The organism is Microvirga sp. 2YAF29 (assembly GCF_052114605.1).
GTDB lineage: Bacteria > Pseudomonadota > Alphaproteobacteria > Rhizobiales > Beijerinckiaceae > Microvirga.
The window spans coordinates 492,444-506,535 of the sequence record NZ_JBFRFB010000002.1; the positions used below are offsets into that span (position 1 = coordinate 492,444).

The 14,092-nt window shown below is 58.3% G+C and carries 17 protein-coding genes and 1 pseudogene; 4 read left to right on the top strand and 14 right to left on the bottom strand.

Annotation, left to right across the window (positions count from 1 at the left end; translation table 11 throughout):
- Positions 1 to 36: 36 nt before the first annotated feature.
- From AB4Y85_RS04650 to AB4Y85_RS04670, 5 genes are all read right to left on the bottom strand, one after another.
- A complete protein-coding gene (locus AB4Y85_RS04650; RefSeq protein ID WP_441983675.1) occupies positions 37 to 1,032 on the bottom strand; it encodes a recombinase family protein in 996 nt (331 codons plus the stop codon).
- Positions 1,025 to 1,555: a DUF2924 domain-containing protein gene (locus tag AB4Y85_RS04655; RefSeq protein WP_441983676.1), complete on the bottom strand. Its 531-nt coding sequence runs from the start codon at positions 1,553 to 1,555 to the stop codon at positions 1,025 to 1,027. Before AB4Y85_RS04655 ends, AB4Y85_RS04650 begins: the two co-directional genes overlap by 8 nt.
- Positions 1,556 to 1,557: 2 nt before the next feature.
- Positions 1,558 to 2,151, bottom strand: a complete 594-nt coding sequence (locus AB4Y85_RS04660) for a DUF3489 domain-containing protein (protein ID WP_441983677.1) — start codon at positions 2,149 to 2,151, stop codon at positions 1,558 to 1,560.
- 105 nt (positions 2,152 to 2,256) lie between these two features.
- Positions 2,257 to 2,502, bottom strand: coding sequence for a hypothetical protein (locus AB4Y85_RS04665; RefSeq protein WP_441983678.1), 246 nt, complete (start codon positions 2,500 to 2,502; stop codon positions 2,257 to 2,259).
- A 129-nt stretch (positions 2,503 to 2,631) separates the two neighbouring features.
- Entirely contained in the window at positions 2,632 to 2,877 is a 246-nt protein-coding gene (locus AB4Y85_RS04670; RefSeq protein WP_441983679.1) for a helix-turn-helix domain-containing protein, read from the bottom strand.
- Between the two features lie 123 nt (positions 2,878 to 3,000).
- On the opposite strand from AB4Y85_RS04670, the gene AB4Y85_RS04675 reads away from it, so the two are divergent.
- Positions 3,001 to 3,498 carry a hypothetical protein gene (locus AB4Y85_RS04675; RefSeq protein WP_441983680.1) on the top strand — a complete coding sequence of 166 codons (498 nt, stop codon included), beginning with the start codon at positions 3,001 to 3,003 and terminating at the stop codon, positions 3,496 to 3,498.
- A 30-nt stretch (positions 3,499 to 3,528) separates the two neighbouring features.
- On the opposite strand, the gene terL is transcribed toward AB4Y85_RS04675, so the two are convergent.
- The 7 genes and pseudogenes from terL to AB4Y85_RS04710 all read right to left on the bottom strand — a co-directional run bounded on the left by terL (position 3,529) and on the right by AB4Y85_RS04710 (position 9,537).
- Positions 3,529 to 4,962, bottom strand: coding sequence for a phage terminase large subunit (gene terL / locus AB4Y85_RS04680; RefSeq protein ID WP_441983681.1), 1,434 nt, complete (start codon positions 4,960 to 4,962; stop codon positions 3,529 to 3,531).
- Between the two features lie 3 nt (positions 4,963 to 4,965).
- Positions 4,966 to 5,406: a DUF5681 domain-containing protein gene (locus tag AB4Y85_RS04685; protein ID WP_441983682.1), complete on the bottom strand. Its 441-nt coding sequence runs from the start codon at positions 5,404 to 5,406 to the stop codon at positions 4,966 to 4,968.
- Positions 5,403 to 6,839, bottom strand: coding sequence for a site-specific DNA-methyltransferase (locus AB4Y85_RS04690; protein WP_441983683.1), 1,437 nt, complete (start codon positions 6,837 to 6,839; stop codon positions 5,403 to 5,405). The genes AB4Y85_RS04685 and AB4Y85_RS04690 overlap by 4 nt, the downstream gene beginning before the upstream one ends.
- 42 nt (positions 6,840 to 6,881) lie before the next feature.
- Positions 6,882 to 7,538, bottom strand: coding sequence for a hypothetical protein (locus tag AB4Y85_RS04695; protein ID WP_441983684.1), 657 nt, complete (start codon positions 7,536 to 7,538; stop codon positions 6,882 to 6,884).
- A gap of 254 nt (positions 7,539 to 7,792) precedes the next feature.
- A pseudogene (locus tag AB4Y85_RS04700) lies at positions 7,793 to 7,921 on the bottom strand (IS5/IS1182 family transposase); the annotation flags it as partial.
- A 25-nt stretch (positions 7,922 to 7,946) separates the two neighbouring features.
- Complete coding sequence (locus tag AB4Y85_RS04705) at positions 7,947 to 8,117, bottom strand: hypothetical protein (protein ID WP_441983685.1); 171 nt, start codon at positions 8,115 to 8,117, stop codon at positions 7,947 to 7,949.
- A 790-nt stretch (positions 8,118 to 8,907) separates the two neighbouring features.
- Positions 8,908 to 9,537: an FMN-dependent NADH-azoreductase gene (locus AB4Y85_RS04710; RefSeq protein WP_441983686.1), complete on the bottom strand. Its 630-nt coding sequence runs from the start codon at positions 9,535 to 9,537 to the stop codon at positions 8,908 to 8,910.
- Positions 9,538 to 9,658: 121 nt separating this feature from the next.
- Here AB4Y85_RS04710 and AB4Y85_RS04715 point away from each other — a divergent pair, with 121 nt between their 5' ends.
- On the top strand, positions 9,659 to 10,834 hold the full coding sequence (locus AB4Y85_RS04715; protein WP_441983687.1) for a thiolase C-terminal domain-containing protein: 1,176 nt from the start codon (positions 9,659 to 9,661) through the stop codon (positions 10,832 to 10,834).
- Here AB4Y85_RS04715 and AB4Y85_RS04720 read toward each other — a convergent pair.
- Together AB4Y85_RS04720 and AB4Y85_RS04725 are read right to left on the bottom strand one after the other, a co-directional pair.
- Entirely contained in the window at positions 10,812 to 11,372 is a 561-nt protein-coding gene (locus AB4Y85_RS04720; protein WP_441983688.1) for a MarR family winged helix-turn-helix transcriptional regulator, read from the bottom strand. The two genes, AB4Y85_RS04715 and AB4Y85_RS04720, sit on opposite strands and share 23 nt — an antisense overlap.
- A 32-nt stretch (positions 11,373 to 11,404) precedes the next feature.
- Positions 11,405 to 12,025 carry a carboxymuconolactone decarboxylase family protein gene (locus AB4Y85_RS04725; RefSeq protein ID WP_441983689.1) on the bottom strand — a complete coding sequence of 207 codons (621 nt, stop codon included), beginning with the start codon at positions 12,023 to 12,025 and terminating at the stop codon, positions 11,405 to 11,407.
- Positions 12,026 to 12,296: 271 nt separating this feature from the next.
- Between AB4Y85_RS04725 and AB4Y85_RS04730 the strand changes: the two genes are divergently transcribed.
- Together AB4Y85_RS04730 and AB4Y85_RS04735 are read left to right on the top strand one after the other, a co-directional pair.
- Positions 12,297 to 13,820: an AMP-binding protein gene (locus AB4Y85_RS04730; RefSeq protein ID WP_441983714.1), complete on the top strand. Its 1,524-nt coding sequence runs from the start codon at positions 12,297 to 12,299 to the stop codon at positions 13,818 to 13,820.
- A gap of 87 nt (positions 13,821 to 13,907) precedes the next feature.
- On the top strand, positions 13,908 to 14,092 hold a 185-nt coding region (locus tag AB4Y85_RS04735), incomplete at its 3' end, for a hypothetical protein (RefSeq protein WP_441983690.1).

Sequence of the window (14,092 nt, forward strand, 5' to 3'; positions counted from 1 at the left end):
ACGGAGTCCGAGATTTGTGCCTGCCGCCTCTCGTTGTCACCGGGGCCTCAGGCGGGAGGCGCTGATATAGTAGCGATAGCGCACCCCCTGCTTGACGGCATGGGTCGAGAGCAGGGCTTCACCGTTCTGGTCGAACAGAAGCTCAGAGAGAAGGTTCGGGCTTTTGGCACGGGCTCGTAGCCGCTGGCCTTGCAGATTAGCCACTAGTACGCCTTGCACCTGATCCCAGAGGGGCGGCGCGATGATGGCCGGGTGTTGGCCCTCATATACCTGCCTCTTGTGGCGGATACGCCCTGCGTAGAGCGGATTGTTCAGGATCCCGTAGAGATGTCCGCGAGCGAAGGCCTGCCCGCCCGAGGACCCGATCGTGCCGGTTCTAAGCTTCGTACGCAACCCACGGCGATCGAGTTCGGCCTTCAAAGCATCGACCGAACGCAGGTCGAGGTAGAGATTATAGATGATCCGTATGGTCTCAGCTTCAGCCTCGTTGATGACGAGCGTCCGGCCTGCCGCCTCATAACCGATCGGTACAAAGCCACCCATCCAGAGGCCCTTCCTCTTCGAAGCCGCGATCTTGTCCCGAATGCGCTCCCCCGTGACCTCGCGCTCGAATTGAGCAAAGGACAGGAGCACGTTGAGGGTCAGGCGTCCCATGCTGGTGGTGGTGTTGAAGGCCTGCGTCACAGAGACGAAGCTCGCGCCGCTCTTGTCGAAGACCTCGACGATCTTGGCAAAATCGGTGAGCGATCGTGTCAGGCGATCGACCTTGTAGACGACGACCACATCGATCTGCCCTGAGGCGATATCGGCCAGGAGTTTGCTGAGCCCGGGGCGCTCCATACTGCCACCGGAATAGCCGCCGTCATCGTAGCGGGCCGGCACGATCTGCCAGCCCTCGTGTTTCTGGCTCGTAGTGAAGGCTTCGCAAGCCTCTCGCTGAGCATCGAGCGAGTTGAAGTCCTGTTCGAGCCCCTCCTCACTTGATTTGCGCGTGTAGATCGCACAGCGCGTCCGGCGCTTCGGTTCAAACATGGTTGACCTCCGGGGCGTCGGCGTGACCTTTCTTCTTGCGATGCTGTGAGAACTTATCCTTCGTCTTAATGCCGCTTTTCTTCAGGCCGAAGAAGACCCAGCCATTCCAGCGAGTGCCCGTGATCCGATGCGCAATCTCGGACAGAGAACGATAACACACTCCCTGCCAGACATAGCCTTCCTTCACCACGGCGACCTCATGCACCCGGCCCTGCCATTCCCGCACCAACCGCGTGCCTGACCTTAATTTACGATTAGGCTTGGGAGGAGGTGCTTGACCATTTGGGACGATCTGGGCAACCAGCTGATCGAGCTGCTTTCGTGCCGCCCGATCGAGTCCACCGAGGATTTTCTCCTCAGTGGCATGTATCACCGCCTTCCGTGCAAGCGCGAGCCGCATGAACTTCGGCAATGGGACACCTCTCAGCACGAGGAACTTCACCTTGAGCTCATCAAGCTCCATCGTGGCGATGCGCGCGCTTTCAAGAGCGAGCGCATCGCGGGTTTTGTCGGAGACGGCCATCCTTACGCCGCTACCACCTCAACCTGAGGGGCGCTGCCTACCGGATCACTTGCGATTCGATAGACCGTCTTTCCCTCTTGCGTTTGTGACCTACTCAGAACATGGCCCTGCTTGCGCAGACCGGTCAGAGCCGCACGTGTCGTATGCGGCAGCCACCCGGTGGCAGAGATGAGATCATCGAGGGTTGCGCCCTGATCACGCTGGAGCAGCGAGATGACAGTTGCCTTCTTCGAGCCTGCTCGCGGCGCCGTCTCGCCCAACGGCTGGGGTAGTTTATGATCGGCGGCCGGGATCGGGGTGATCGGGGCGCTCAGTGTTGCTTCAGTCTCGGTATCCGGATCGATCCCGATCGCTTGGAGGCCGGTTGCAGTAATCCTGAGCCCGATCCGGTTTTCCATCTCATCGCTACGCCAGGAGGGCTGATCAAGATCGACTGGTGTTTCCTCCGTCAACCCACAGTTCAGCAGCTTCTCAGCCGTGGTCTTGAGGGCGCTTCCTTTCAGGCGAGCGCCGAGATCAAGCAATCCGTCATCGCGCTGAGATGCTGCCGAGAGCAGCAGGATATGCGTATCGGTCAGTTTCAGCATCCGTGTCATGAGGCCATTCTTTCCCTAAAGGCGGCATCAGTGCCGCCACGGCCTCAAGCCCCGTGTATGGGGCACATCACCTCACCTGCTTGTTCCGGCTGATGAAGCGATGGATCAGCTGCCGTCTTTGCCGGCGCCTTCCTGCTTCCAACTCATGCGCTCCAGAAGCGTGACAGCTGAGAGTAGCGTCTGCGCCTCGCTGAGGTACACCTCTAGATCCAACTCCAGCGTCATGCGTACGGCTTCCGTCTCCGCTCCTCCCTCAGCGCAGGTGAGCGCTCCCCTCGCAACGGCCGCTGCCTTGTCAAGCCGATGTCTGGCAGCCCGTAAGCTCTCGGTGATGGTGAGTGTGCTGCCCATATCTGTCTCCGCGTCGTTGACGGCCCCATGAATGCGTGCCGTGCGGACGAAGTCGAGCGGAATGAGAGCAAGAACAGTACGTTGTTCCGGCCTCTTTTGTCCTGTTGTGATCAGGGACCACTAAGGCGGTTATTTCCTCGGCGTCTTCATCAGCTCGTCGAGCACCGCGTGCGGATCAAAGCCGATGATCTCGGCCAATTCCAGCAGCTCCACGACATCGATGCGACGCTGCCCGTTTTCCATGTTCGTGATCAGCGGCTGGTACTTGCCCAATGCCTCCGCGACCTCAACCTGCTTCAAACCGGAATCCAGCCTGTACTGGGCCAGGAGTTCGGCCAGACGCTGATGACGGCGGGAACGATGGTGCGAGGGCATGGGCAGCCGGAACGAGGGAAACCGGCCTGCTGCCTATGCGCATGGTTTTCATATACAAAAATTAAATATTCGATATTTGCATATTACACTGGACTGTATGCCTCGTCGAAGCGACAAGAGCTCATGTCGAACAGTCCCTTCCTCACCCCTACAGGCCCCGGCGCCACCGACAGCGAAGCTCAGGCGAAGCGGCCGGTGTCAGCCGGAGCGCCCGCCATCGGTACCGGTCAAACCGGGCTGTCGGGCGAGCACTTCGCCATGGGCGAACTTCTGCGCCGCGGATGGCTCGCCGCGATGATCAACGGCAACTCTCCGCTGATCGATATCCTGGCCTCGAAGGGCGCACGCACCATCCAGATTCAGGTCAAGACGCGGACGGAGGGTGCCAAGGGCGATACCTCGCTGGCTCAGGCCAAGTTCGCGCCTCATATCTATTACATCATCGTCGATCTGAACGCGGATGGAGCGAGCTACGCCATCGTTCCGGGTTTCGAGCTCGAGCGCTTCTATTACCGCAGCCCGTGCGGGATCCGGGGACGAATCCCGGCAGCCCGACTGAGCGCTTTCAAAGGCCGGTGGGCGCTTTTAGATCGGCATTCGCCGGACACCCCATGTACCTGACCGCTCCCGCTGCCGTTCCTGAACGGAATCTTAGCCGACGGCCGCAAGGGTGTAGCCGCTGCTCCCATGTGCGAGCGCCTGCGATACGGAATCGACCTGATCGTCATGACGGCCGCCCGGGAAGGCGAACAGCTCGGCCTCGAATGCACTCAGCCACGGCGCCTGCTCGGGCAGGTGGATCAGGCCGGCTTCGAACTTGGCCGTCTGGACGGACATGCGGGTCTGCTTGTCGCGCTCCGGCCTCACGGCCACAGCCACTCGGCCCATCCGGCGCAGCTCGGCAATCAGGGCGGTGCCGGTGCCCGCATCCTCGATCACGATCTTGTACGGCCGATGCTGATCCGCCAGCTGCTGCACCCGCTGCTTGAGGTCCGGATAATCGTACCGGCCGCGGTCGACGTCCAGCAGATAGAATTGCCCCTCCTCGATCTGCCACGTCGTACACACGCTCCAGTCATTCTCGGCCCCTCCCTTCATCGCCGTGTCCCAACTCTGCACGATGCGCGAGCGGGCACTCCGAGCCGGAGGAGAATGGTAGCGACGCACCCAGGCGCGCTTGATCATCGCGCCGCCGGGCGGAACCGGCTGCTGCTGGTACTGTGCGCTGAAGGTGTCGGAGCCGAGCTGCGTACGATAGGTCTCCAGCGCCGACAAAGGCTCACGCGCCGCATGCAGCACGTCTCCGGCACGATAAAGGTGAGACGTGCCCAGGCCGGTCACGATCCTCTGGTCATGTTCAGCGATCGCGGGCAACGTCAGGATCGTCCACTCGTCGCTTTGACGTGTGACGAAGCCGACCAGATCGTCCATGTGAACCCGCTGCATGACGATCACGATCGCGCCGTTGATCTTATCGTCCAGGCGCGAGAGCAGCGTGTTGGCGTACCACTGGTTCACGCCCTCGCGCCGGGACTCCGAGAGGGCATCGCCGGGCTTGATCGGATCGTCGATCACGATGAGATTGCCGCCGCGTCCGGTGAGAGTGCCGCCGACCGAGGTCGTCAGGCGCATGCCGTGGCGCGTGGTCATCACCTCCGCCTCGCTGTTCTTCACCGGCGAGGCCCTCGCATCCGGAAAGGTCCGCCGGTACCATGGTGCGGCCATGATCGCGCGAAAGTCGTTTGCGTGCTTGGCGGCCAGATCCGACGCATAGCTCACGCAGATGATGCGCTGGGTCGGGTCGTGCCCGAGAACGAAGGCCGGGAAAGCCACGGAGGCCATGACCGACTTGAGCGACCGGGGCGGCAGATTGATGATCAGACGCCGGATCTTCCCCAACCGCACAAGGTCCAGATGATGGGCAATGGCCTGCAGATGCCAGTTGTCCTGGAAGTCGACCGCCGGCGTGAGCGTGCCCACGCAACTCTGCACGAAGCTCAAGAAATCCCGGCGCGCAATGGCGTCGGCGAACCGAAGCCGGTCTTCCGGACGAGTCGACATTGTGGGAGGAACTGTTCCATCCATCGCTTAGTTCTCCTTTATGATGGCATGACGGGCGAGAAAGTTTGCGATCAAGGCCTCGTCGTCCCGGTCGCTTGTGACCGGTCCGGTAGCCTCGGAAGGCGGCGCGTGGCGCTCATCGAGCGCCAGTACGGCAGCAGCCGCTTTGAGATCTCCTGCCGCCTCCGCCATCCGCAGGACGATCGCCTCCCTGACCGCAACCTGACGGCGGCCGCCTGCTCCGTTGAGGCTGACCTTTCTGGCCAGCACATCTTTGACGATGGTGCCGGTGTTGCGCGACCCTTTCGGGCGGCCGCGCGGATTGCCGCTCTGACCGGGCCGAAAGCGTGTCGCCCGCGGCGGGCGCCCGTAGCCCACACGCTCATCGGTTTCCCCGCTAGCGGCGCCCGTACCAGCCTTCGAAGCCTCGATAGCGGCATCGTCTTCGTGTGTGTCGCGATGGTTCATGCGATCCCCCTGCACAAGGCAACATAGTCAGAGACTGACTCGGAGGGCGCGGCTGCAGGTTGCGGTGCAGCCTCTCTTGCCTCCTCCGTTCGCTCGGCATCCTGCCGGATCTCGCCCGCGCGTCGTCGCTCTACCTCGGCATAGGTCTCGCCGGTCGCCTCTAGGATCGGATCCGCTTTGGTGAAGGCCATCCAGCGCCGGATGCTCACATCGGCGTAGACCGCATCGATCTCGACGCCGTACGCGCGCCGTCCCAGCTTTTCTGCAGCAAGCAGAGTGGTGCCTGATCCCAGGAACGGGTCGAGGATGATATCGCCGCGATGCGAGCAATCTCGGATGGCATCCGCCACAAGCGCCACCGGCTTCACGGTCGGGTGCATGGCCAGTTCGTCCATTCGTCCAGCCCGGAAGCTGTTGACGCCGGGATAGGACCATACGTTCGAGCGCGAGCGTCCGTGCTGGCCGAGTGCGAACGTGTTCACATGCGCCGCCGTTCCCTTCTTGAACACGAAGACGAGCTCATGCTGCGAGCGATAGAAGCTGCCCTGGCCCGCGTTGCTCTTGACCCAAACACAGATATTCTTGAGTTCGTCGTAGACGGCCCCTCCTGCGGCATGCAGCTCACCCACGTGGCGCCAGTCCATGCAAACGTAATGAATCGAGCCGTCGCAGGCGTGCTGCGCGCACAACCGTAATGTCTGTGTAAGGAATTCCGTAAAAGCCTCGGAGGACATCTCGCCGGAGGCATGAGCGAACTCGCGGTGGTGAATGCGCCCTCGCCCCTGCACGTGACCGGCGATCGGCACGTTGTAAGGAGGATCCGTGAAGACCATGCGGGCCGCCTCACTTTGCATGAGGCGCGCCAGCGCTGTTCCATCCCGCGCATCTGCGCAGATGAGGCGATGTTTGCCGAGAAGCCACAGGTCATCCGGTTGCACTACCGCCGGTTTCGGTGAGGGCAGAGCATCGGCGGGGTCAGGCGGCTCCTCGCCGAGGTCGGCAAACAAGGCGTCGAGCTCCGCCGTCTCAAAGCCCGTGATGGTCAGATCAAAGTCCTCCCCGTCAAGGAGCTGAGCGAGTTCGCCGAGCTCCAACGCCAGGAGCTCGCGATCCCAGCCAGCCTTTTCCGCGAGCTTGTTGTCGGCCAGCACGTAGGCTCGCTTCTGGGCCTCGGAGAGATGCGCTAGGCTGAGGGTCGGCACATGCGTCAGCTCGAGGAGCTTTGCGGCGGCAAGCCGGCCGTGACCGGCAAGGATCCGCTGCTTCTCGTCGATGAGAATGGGATTGGTGAAGCCGAACTGCCGGATGCTGTCGGCGATCTGCCGAATCTGCCCTTTGGAGTGAGTGCGCGCATTGCGTGGCAGCGGCTGCAAGACACTGAGTGCCAGCCATTCGAGATGGTCAGGCAATTGAGATGTCGAAACAGGTTTCATATGGACATTCCTCTATGGTTGCAGATCTGGCGTTAAGTACGGTTAGCGGCGGCCGCGGCGCGCGGGGGGCGTTTGCGTCAGCCAGTAGTCGAGCCGATAGGCCGGGTTGGCCAGCTCGACGAGGAGAACGGTATGGCGGGCGAACCCGGCCAGTTCCATGAATCGGAGGAGTTCATCTCCGCCCTGGACGATATTGGTCGGGCGGCCATCTCTAAGCGTGCGCTTCGTCACCATCCGGGAATCGGAATCGGCCTGAACCGCCAGAAAGGTCATGTCGTCGATATGCTCGACGAGACGGCCTTCGCGAACAAGCGTCTCACGATGATCTGTGCCGGCATTCTCAGTCAGAGACTCCGAGCGGGCGAAGAGCACGGCTCGATCCACCGCGGTGATCCGCACATGTTCACGTTCGAGAGCGGCGCGATGATAGCGCATGAGAAAGACCACCCGGCCTTGGGGCAAGCCGCCAGCGAGGAGCTTGAGGCCCACCCATAGCGCGAACACCTCATAGGAGGAAAACAGCACCTCGTGTCCAGTGCCCGGTGCCTCCGTGCTGTAGAAGGCATAGCGCTCGTCGAACAGCCGTTGTCCGGTCGGGCGTTTGCGGTCGAGATCGAGCAGCCGCTTCAAGCGTGCGCGCTCCTCCGGCCCGCCGGCTTCCTGGTCCGGGCCAACAGTCCGCAGGACGGCTGCTTCCATTTGATTGCGCTTGAACATTAAAACCTGCCTTCAGGTCTCTTAATAGCGCAGGTCAATTGAGACTGCAAGTCGGGTTTCTATAGAGACATCAAATCGGGCTGTTATGCTAGTCGCTCCCCCTGATCCACGACCGTCGGCTCTCTGTCCCGGTTGAAGCACATTGGTTTTACCTCAGTGAGGCACATCGGCTCGGCGACTTCCAGCAAGAGACCATAGCTTTCCCTCACGGGCGCTATGACGACTAGACTCAGGCCTCATTGATTGAGCCAGAAGATGACGGTTGCTGCGATGCGGATGGCGGACATAAAGGTGTGAGTGCATCGGTCATAGCGAGTATGGATGCGTTGCCAGTCCTTGAGCCTTCCGAACATGATCTCGATCTTGTGGCGCTGACGGAAGAGCTTGGCGTCATGCGGGGATCAGGGTCTTGCGGTTGGTCTTTGACGGGATGCATGGTGTGATCTGGCGGTCGGCTAGGGCGGCTCGGAACCAGTCGGCATCGTAGCCTCTATCACCGACGAGAGCCTTTGCCTTAGGCAGTGCGCCGATCATGAGGGCGGCACCCTTGTAGTCGCTCATCTAGCCTTCGCTCAACAGCATGACAAGCGGTCGCCCCTTGCTATCGCCAACACCGCAAGCAATTTAATGAGACCTGAACCTAGGTTGCTTCCATGGGACAGTTTCCGGGAGCAATCCAAGACGGCGACATGTTCGGGCTGAACATCAGCGAGCTTTAGAACTGAAGACGATGATAACCAAGGCCTGCACCGTAGATGTCGGTGCAGGCCCATTCGGGTATGAATGATCGCATCATCTTTTGGTTGCTAAAAACCGAACGCCGTCGCCCTATCAGTTGCGAAATTGCCGAGCTTCGGTTTGACTCAGGTTTGGGGATCCAATGTACTTTAAGAATATTTCACTGCGGAATTTCCATACATTTGATGCCAGGAAGATCGAACTTAAGAAGAAAATGACTGTTTTTGTCGGTGAGAAAAGGAACGCAATCGACGCCATCCGACTTCTAACTTCGCCTCTTGGAGGCCGGCATGAGATTTAAAACCACGGAGAGATTTCAGCGCTCCCCAAGTTTGCTCAAGGTAAGTGCTATGGCCTGCCGACGCTGGCGAAGGGCGCGTCCGAGCACTCCCAGATTGGGAGAACCTGCGGTCTATGGAGCATGCGGAGGTATGGGCGCGGCGGTAGACATGCTTTCATTGAGTCTTCGCGTAAGCAGAAGGTGCACCTAAAGCCAGATTTTGTGTCTCCAACCGAAAAATTAGTTACCGTGTTGTGGCTGCCTCTAGAGTTGAAGATCCCGCCTTCTAAATCACCATTCGGCTGGCTTCTCGCCACACCGATGGTTTGGCTTTCAGAAAGTTCGCGCTGCGATCTCAGCTTCCCTAAGACCTGTCATCAGAGCATGCTGGGCGATTTCAGGCTTTGAGATCGTCGGAGAAATGGTGATGACTCGGAAATCAACAATGCCGATGAATTTCAGGATCCATTCCATATATGGGCGCTGAAAATCGGGAAGCGGCGATGCGATTCCGTCTGGAAAAATAGAGCCAGACGAAAAAATGCATAAGGCTGATTTTCCTTTGACAAGTCCTTCGACTACTCCTTCTGGCGACTTTCTGAAGGTGAGGCCTGGCTGCACGATAAGATCAATATAGTGCTTCAGAACGTGAGGAATCGTAAAATTCCACATAGGAACACTGAACACATATTTATCTGCCGCCTTGAATCTCTCAACGATAGACACGATTCCGTCCCATGCACCCTGCTCAGCGGCAGAAAGCTCTACTCGTCGGAGTTTCGCGTATTTGGCATCTGACGCTATTCCATTCAGATTAGGCAGGTCCGTCTGCCACAGAGCGATCTCATCAACATCATCTGCAGGATTCATTTCTCGATAGAGCTTGAGAAAGGCTCGAGCGGCAGTTGTTGAGTACGATGCATCGCCCCGGGGTGAACACTCAATGTAGAGTACGCGCGCCATTGCTTCCTCCGTTGTTCGTTTGCAGCCGATTGATCCTGCATCCCTTTTGATAAAAAATACCAATAATGTTGATTATGTAAAGCATATATGTATAATGTCAGAACCTAAGGAGCAGTGGCGTATGGCTTATGTTCAGGTCGTCGGCGTTGGAATGACAAATTTCACCAAGCCGGGAGATGGTGTGCCCTATCCCCGGATGGCCGCACAGGCAGTGCGAGACGCTCTCCAGGATGCGCGGATCGAATTATCGGAAGTTGGCGCCGTTTTCGCAGGGTATGTCTACGGTGACACTACGAGTGGGCAGCGGGCGCTGTATGACGTCGGAATAGCAGGCGCGCCTGTTGTCAACGTCAACAATGCATGCGCCACCGGTTCAACTGCTTTGTACTTGGCACGCCAAGCGATTCTATCGGGCATGACCGATGTTGCCCTTGCATTTGGTTTTGAGCAGATGCCGCGTGGAGCCATCGACCGAGTGTTTTCTGACTGGGCCAGTCCCTGGGAGGCCAGCTTAGAGGTTGCGGACAATGTGCACGGTCCAGCAGATGCTCCCTTTGCCGCGCGCTTGTTCGGTGGAGCTGGTCGCGAGTACTTAGAAAAAACGGGAGCCGACCGAGCCTTGTTCGCTGCCGTGCAGGTGAAGGCGCGCCGACATGCCTCACACAATCCCCGCGCGCTATTTCGGAAGGAGGTCACCTTAGAGGAAGTTTTGGAATCGCCTGAGATCCATGCCCCTCTAACGCGCCTGATGTGCTGTCCCCCAACTTGCGGTGCTGCAGCGGCCGTACTTGTGTCGGAACGGTATGCCCGGCGCCATGGCCTCTTGGGAGTCGCCATACGAGCGCAGTCCATGGTTAGCGATCAAGCGGATGTATTTACATCGCAAAGCCTCATCAGTGTGGTTGGCTATGATATGGGGCGCCGCTCTTCCACTAAGGTTTATGAAGAATCAGGCATAGAACCAACCGACATTCAGGTCGCCGAAGTTCATGACTGCTTCACCTCCAATGAAGTCCTGGCTTACGAAGCCTTATCATTGACGTCTGAAGGGACATCGGAAGCCTTTGTCCGCGCGGGAGATAACACCTATGGCGGCCGATGCGTTGTCAATCCATCCGGCGGCCTTCTGTCGAAAGGGCATCCGCTCGGCGCAACGGGGCTAGCCCAATGTGCTGAACTGGTTTGGCAACTAAGAGGCTCGGCAGGCCCGCGGCAAGTAGCAAACGCCAGACTGGCACTTCAGCATAATGTCGGCCTGACAGGCGCATGCGTCGTTACGTTGTACGAGAAGATTTGACCTGTCGCCTTTTCACAATCTGAGCAGCCTTCTCGCTGGGAGCCGGCAAATCGGGCACCGGCATACTGTACCATTCCCGATCTTCAGGCATGACTATACGATCTAGCACATTGAAAAAACTGACTGTTGCAGCGTGCGGCAGCGATCCGAATGCATCTGCGAGGAGCTGAAGCTGCCGGTCGCAAAGCTTCTTATCCAGCCCAGCACCTTTTGGAGTGACATAGTGCCGACGCTTGCGCCGGTCTGCAGGATCTAGCCGCTGAACGATGAGATCGTGTTCGATAAGCTGTTGAAAGACCCGGGTTAAAGCTTGGCTTGTCACCCGCAGGATTGAAAGGATCTCGTTGACTGTAATTCCTGGATGCCGTGCAACCAAGTAAAGGACACGGTGATGAGGCCGGCCGAAACTGTAGTTTTTTAAAACTTCATCGGCAGCTGCTACCAGGGCCATGTGACCAAGGAACATGAGATCAAGGCCAAGAAGGAGTTCGTTGGTGTTGGCCTCATGGCTGGAAGTTTTCTTATTGCGTTGCGACACGTGATTCTTCTGCTGTCCTGTGTGAGTAGACCCTATTTTGTTTCATTTTTAGATAATATGCCAGCCGGCACTTGGTGGGGGCCCGGTTTCCAGCCGACTGATGACAGCTCATTAATTGCAAAAAGTGCAGGCTCGACTTCAAGGTCTGTCGCCAAAGTAGAGTTCCAACGATTGAACCAGCCGAACAGGGCACAGACTGCGACCGCTTCCGCAAGGCCCTGCTCGCCCATTATATCTCGGACAGCTGTCGTATGAGTATCATTGACCTGTTGGCGACCGATCGCGTGGGCCAATTTAAGAGCGCTCTGCTCTGCCAGGGAGAACATGGGGCTGTCCGGCTCCGTCACAGCGGCACGAACCCTGTCAAGTGACTCGCCGAGGTGCTCGGCCCCATGTGCGGCATGAGATGCCGAGTAGGCACATCCTGCAGAAGCGCTGACAGCGTATGCAAGCAGCCATTTCAAGCCCGGCGACAAATGTCCTTCGCCGCGAAGGACTGCGTCGACCAAAGCAAGGATTCGTTCCAAGACCAATGGGATGCGGGCCATCGTTGCCAGTGCGTTTGGACGGTAGCCCACCAAGCTCTCAATCCTTAGCAAGGCAGCCTCCGCCTCTCCTTCCCCAACTTTCTCAATTGGTTCTAAGCGCGCCATCAGGCCCTCCATTCATACCTATATTGTTTATTATATAAACTATCTTGCTATTTTCTCAAGCAGATGTCTATCTTGCTATAGATGTGAACAACGTTGAAGCGGAGGTCGAGTGTGAGATTAGATTTGCTCCACCCCGTCTGTGGTTGTGAACGGATCTCGCTAGCGCCGTCCTTGATGTAGCTGAACCGGCTTTGATTTGAGCATGATCTCTCTAACGACATTACCTCCGATCTTTCAGTCATGGTCTCGACAGCGACATCCATTCGAACGTATGGACGTTGTGGATCTCATTCTCGACCGCGCTCGAAACAGAAGTGATGTTCCGTTTCTGATATGGGAGCCGGTGCATGGAGCGGGGCGCACTTGGACATATGCGCAATTCGCGGATGCGGCCATGCGATTCGGCGTGGCTCTACGCAACCGGGGAGTCCGCCCAAGAGAGGCCGTACTCATTCATTTGGACAACTGTCCAGAGTTTCTCATCGCTTATTATGGATGCGCTTTTGCTGGGGCTGTCGCCGTCACTACGAATACACGGTCAAGCCTCGATGAGCTGAGTTATTTTGCGTCACACAGTCGCGTCGTGGCAGCAGTCACTCAACCTCTTTATGTCGATCTCGTCACTTGCGCGGCACCGGATTTGCGAGCCCTGGCGGTCACAGAAACCAACAGCGGAGAACCGGTCTTATCAGGCCAGGTACTCGAGGCGGGTTGCCGGTTTTCAACTTGGCTTCGGGAAGAGCCTTGCGGCCGCATGGTGGAACGCGACCCATGGGCTCCCATGGCGGTTCAATATACGTCTGGCACAACGAGCCGCCCCAAGGGCGTCCTGTGGACCCATGCCAATGTGCTGTGGTCTGCCAGAGTGAATGCCGCACACCAAGATCTGCGCGACGACGATGTCCATTTCGTCCATCTCCCGCTTTTCCATGCCAATGCATCTGCCTACTCGATTCAAGGGACATTATGGGCCGGTGGGACAGCAGTACTTGTGCCGCGTTTCTCGGCCAGCCGCTTCTGGCCTATATCGCTTAAGCACAAATGCACCTGGACATCGACGATCTGGTTTTGTCTTCGCGCGTTAGCCGAAGGAGATATTCCGACATCGCACAATTATCGACTCTGGGGCTATCCAAGCTGCGATCCGCGGATTGAGCGCTTATTTGGAGTCAAGCCAGTGGGCTGGTGGGGCATGACGGAAACCGTCAGTCACGGGATTATCGGCGATCCACGCATGCCGAACCAGCCTGGTGCCATAGGCCGCCCAGCTCCGGAATATGAGATCGCGATCCTTAGGGACGACGGTCGCCCCGTCGAGCCGGGAGAAGGCGGCAACCTGTTGATCAAAGGCCAGCCGGGTATTTCATTGTTCCAGGGATACCTAAACGATCCATCGGCCACGGCGGAGTCCTATACTGAGGACGGCTGGTTCAAAACTGGTGACGTCGTCCGTCTGCTGGAAGATGGCTCGATCGAGTTCTCCGACCGTCACAAGGATATGCTCAAGGTTGGCGGCGAAAATGTTTCCGCCTCGGAAGTCGAACGGGTGATTTTGAGCGTCGATGGTGTGACCGAAGCAGCTGTCGTCGCAAAAGCGCATCCGATGCTCGACGAAGTTCCCGTCGCTTTCATCATCGGGCAAGCAGCAATTCCTAACTTGGCGGATCGAGTTCTCGACGCCTGCCGTGAACGGCTGGCGACTTTCAAAGTCCCGACAGAAGTTCGTTTGGTTGATGAATTTCCGCGAGCCGCCCTCGGCAAAATCGCCAAGGCCGAGTTGCGAAAGCTCTTATAAGCCGCTGACTAATGCGTAGGCACGGTCTTTATTCAAGCGGCTTGGACGGCCACTCGCATGTCCAGCTGTCCAACAGGAGATTAGCTGATGAGCGATCCACATCTGACCTGTTTAGCCGAACTTGAGCGCAAGGTGCTCTGGCTGTCCACATGGACGATCCACAATGCCAATCACCTGCGGCCCAGCGAGGACGGATTGAAGATCGGCGGGCATCAGGCGTCGTCGGCCTCGCTCTCCACCATTCTCACCGCCCTGTATTTCTCGGTGCTGCG

What these genes read in the sequence shown, in the direction of transcription:
- AB4Y85_RS04650 (WP_441983675.1), bottom strand. Translation starts at nt 1,032, where the DNA reads ATGTTTGAACCGAAGCGCCGGACGCGCTGTGCGATCTACACGCGCAAA.
- AB4Y85_RS04655 (WP_441983676.1), bottom strand. Translation starts at nt 1,555, where the DNA reads ATGGCCGTCTCCGACAAAACCCGCGATGCGCTCGCTCTTGAAAGCGCG.
- AB4Y85_RS04660 (WP_441983677.1), bottom strand. Translation starts at nt 2,151, where the DNA reads ATGACACGGATGCTGAAACTGACCGATACGCATATCCTGCTGCTCTCG.
- AB4Y85_RS04665 (WP_441983678.1), bottom strand. Translation starts at nt 2,502, where the DNA reads ATGGGCAGCACACTCACCATCACCGAGAGCTTACGGGCTGCCAGACAT.
- AB4Y85_RS04670 (WP_441983679.1), bottom strand. Translation starts at nt 2,877, where the DNA reads ATGCCCTCGCACCATCGTTCCCGCCGTCATCAGCGTCTGGCCGAACTC.
- AB4Y85_RS04675 (WP_441983680.1), top strand. Translation starts at nt 3,001, where the DNA reads ATGTCGAACAGTCCCTTCCTCACCCCTACAGGCCCCGGCGCCACCGAC.
- terL (WP_441983681.1), bottom strand. Translation starts at nt 4,962, where the DNA reads ATGGATGGAACAGTTCCTCCCACAATGTCGACTCGTCCGGAAGACCGG.
- AB4Y85_RS04685 (WP_441983682.1), bottom strand. Translation starts at nt 5,406, where the DNA reads ATGAACCATCGCGACACACACGAAGACGATGCCGCTATCGAGGCTTCG.
- AB4Y85_RS04690 (WP_441983683.1), bottom strand. Translation starts at nt 6,839, where the DNA reads ATGAAACCTGTTTCGACATCTCAATTGCCTGACCATCTCGAATGGCTG.
- AB4Y85_RS04695 (WP_441983684.1), bottom strand. Translation starts at nt 7,538, where the DNA reads ATGGAAGCAGCCGTCCTGCGGACTGTTGGCCCGGACCAGGAAGCCGGC.
- AB4Y85_RS04705 (WP_441983685.1), bottom strand. Translation starts at nt 8,117, where the DNA reads ATGAGCGACTACAAGGGTGCCGCCCTCATGATCGGCGCACTGCCTAAG.
- AB4Y85_RS04710 (WP_441983686.1), bottom strand. Translation starts at nt 9,537, where the DNA reads ATGGCGCGCGTACTCTACATTGAGTGTTCACCCCGGGGCGATGCATCG.
- AB4Y85_RS04715 (WP_441983687.1), top strand. Translation starts at nt 9,659, where the DNA reads ATGGCTTATGTTCAGGTCGTCGGCGTTGGAATGACAAATTTCACCAAG.
- AB4Y85_RS04725 (WP_441983689.1), bottom strand. Translation starts at nt 12,025, where the DNA reads ATGGCGCGCTTAGAACCAATTGAGAAAGTTGGGGAAGGAGAGGCGGAG.
- AB4Y85_RS04730 (WP_441983714.1), top strand. Translation starts at nt 12,297, where the DNA reads ATGGACGTTGTGGATCTCATTCTCGACCGCGCTCGAAACAGAAGTGAT.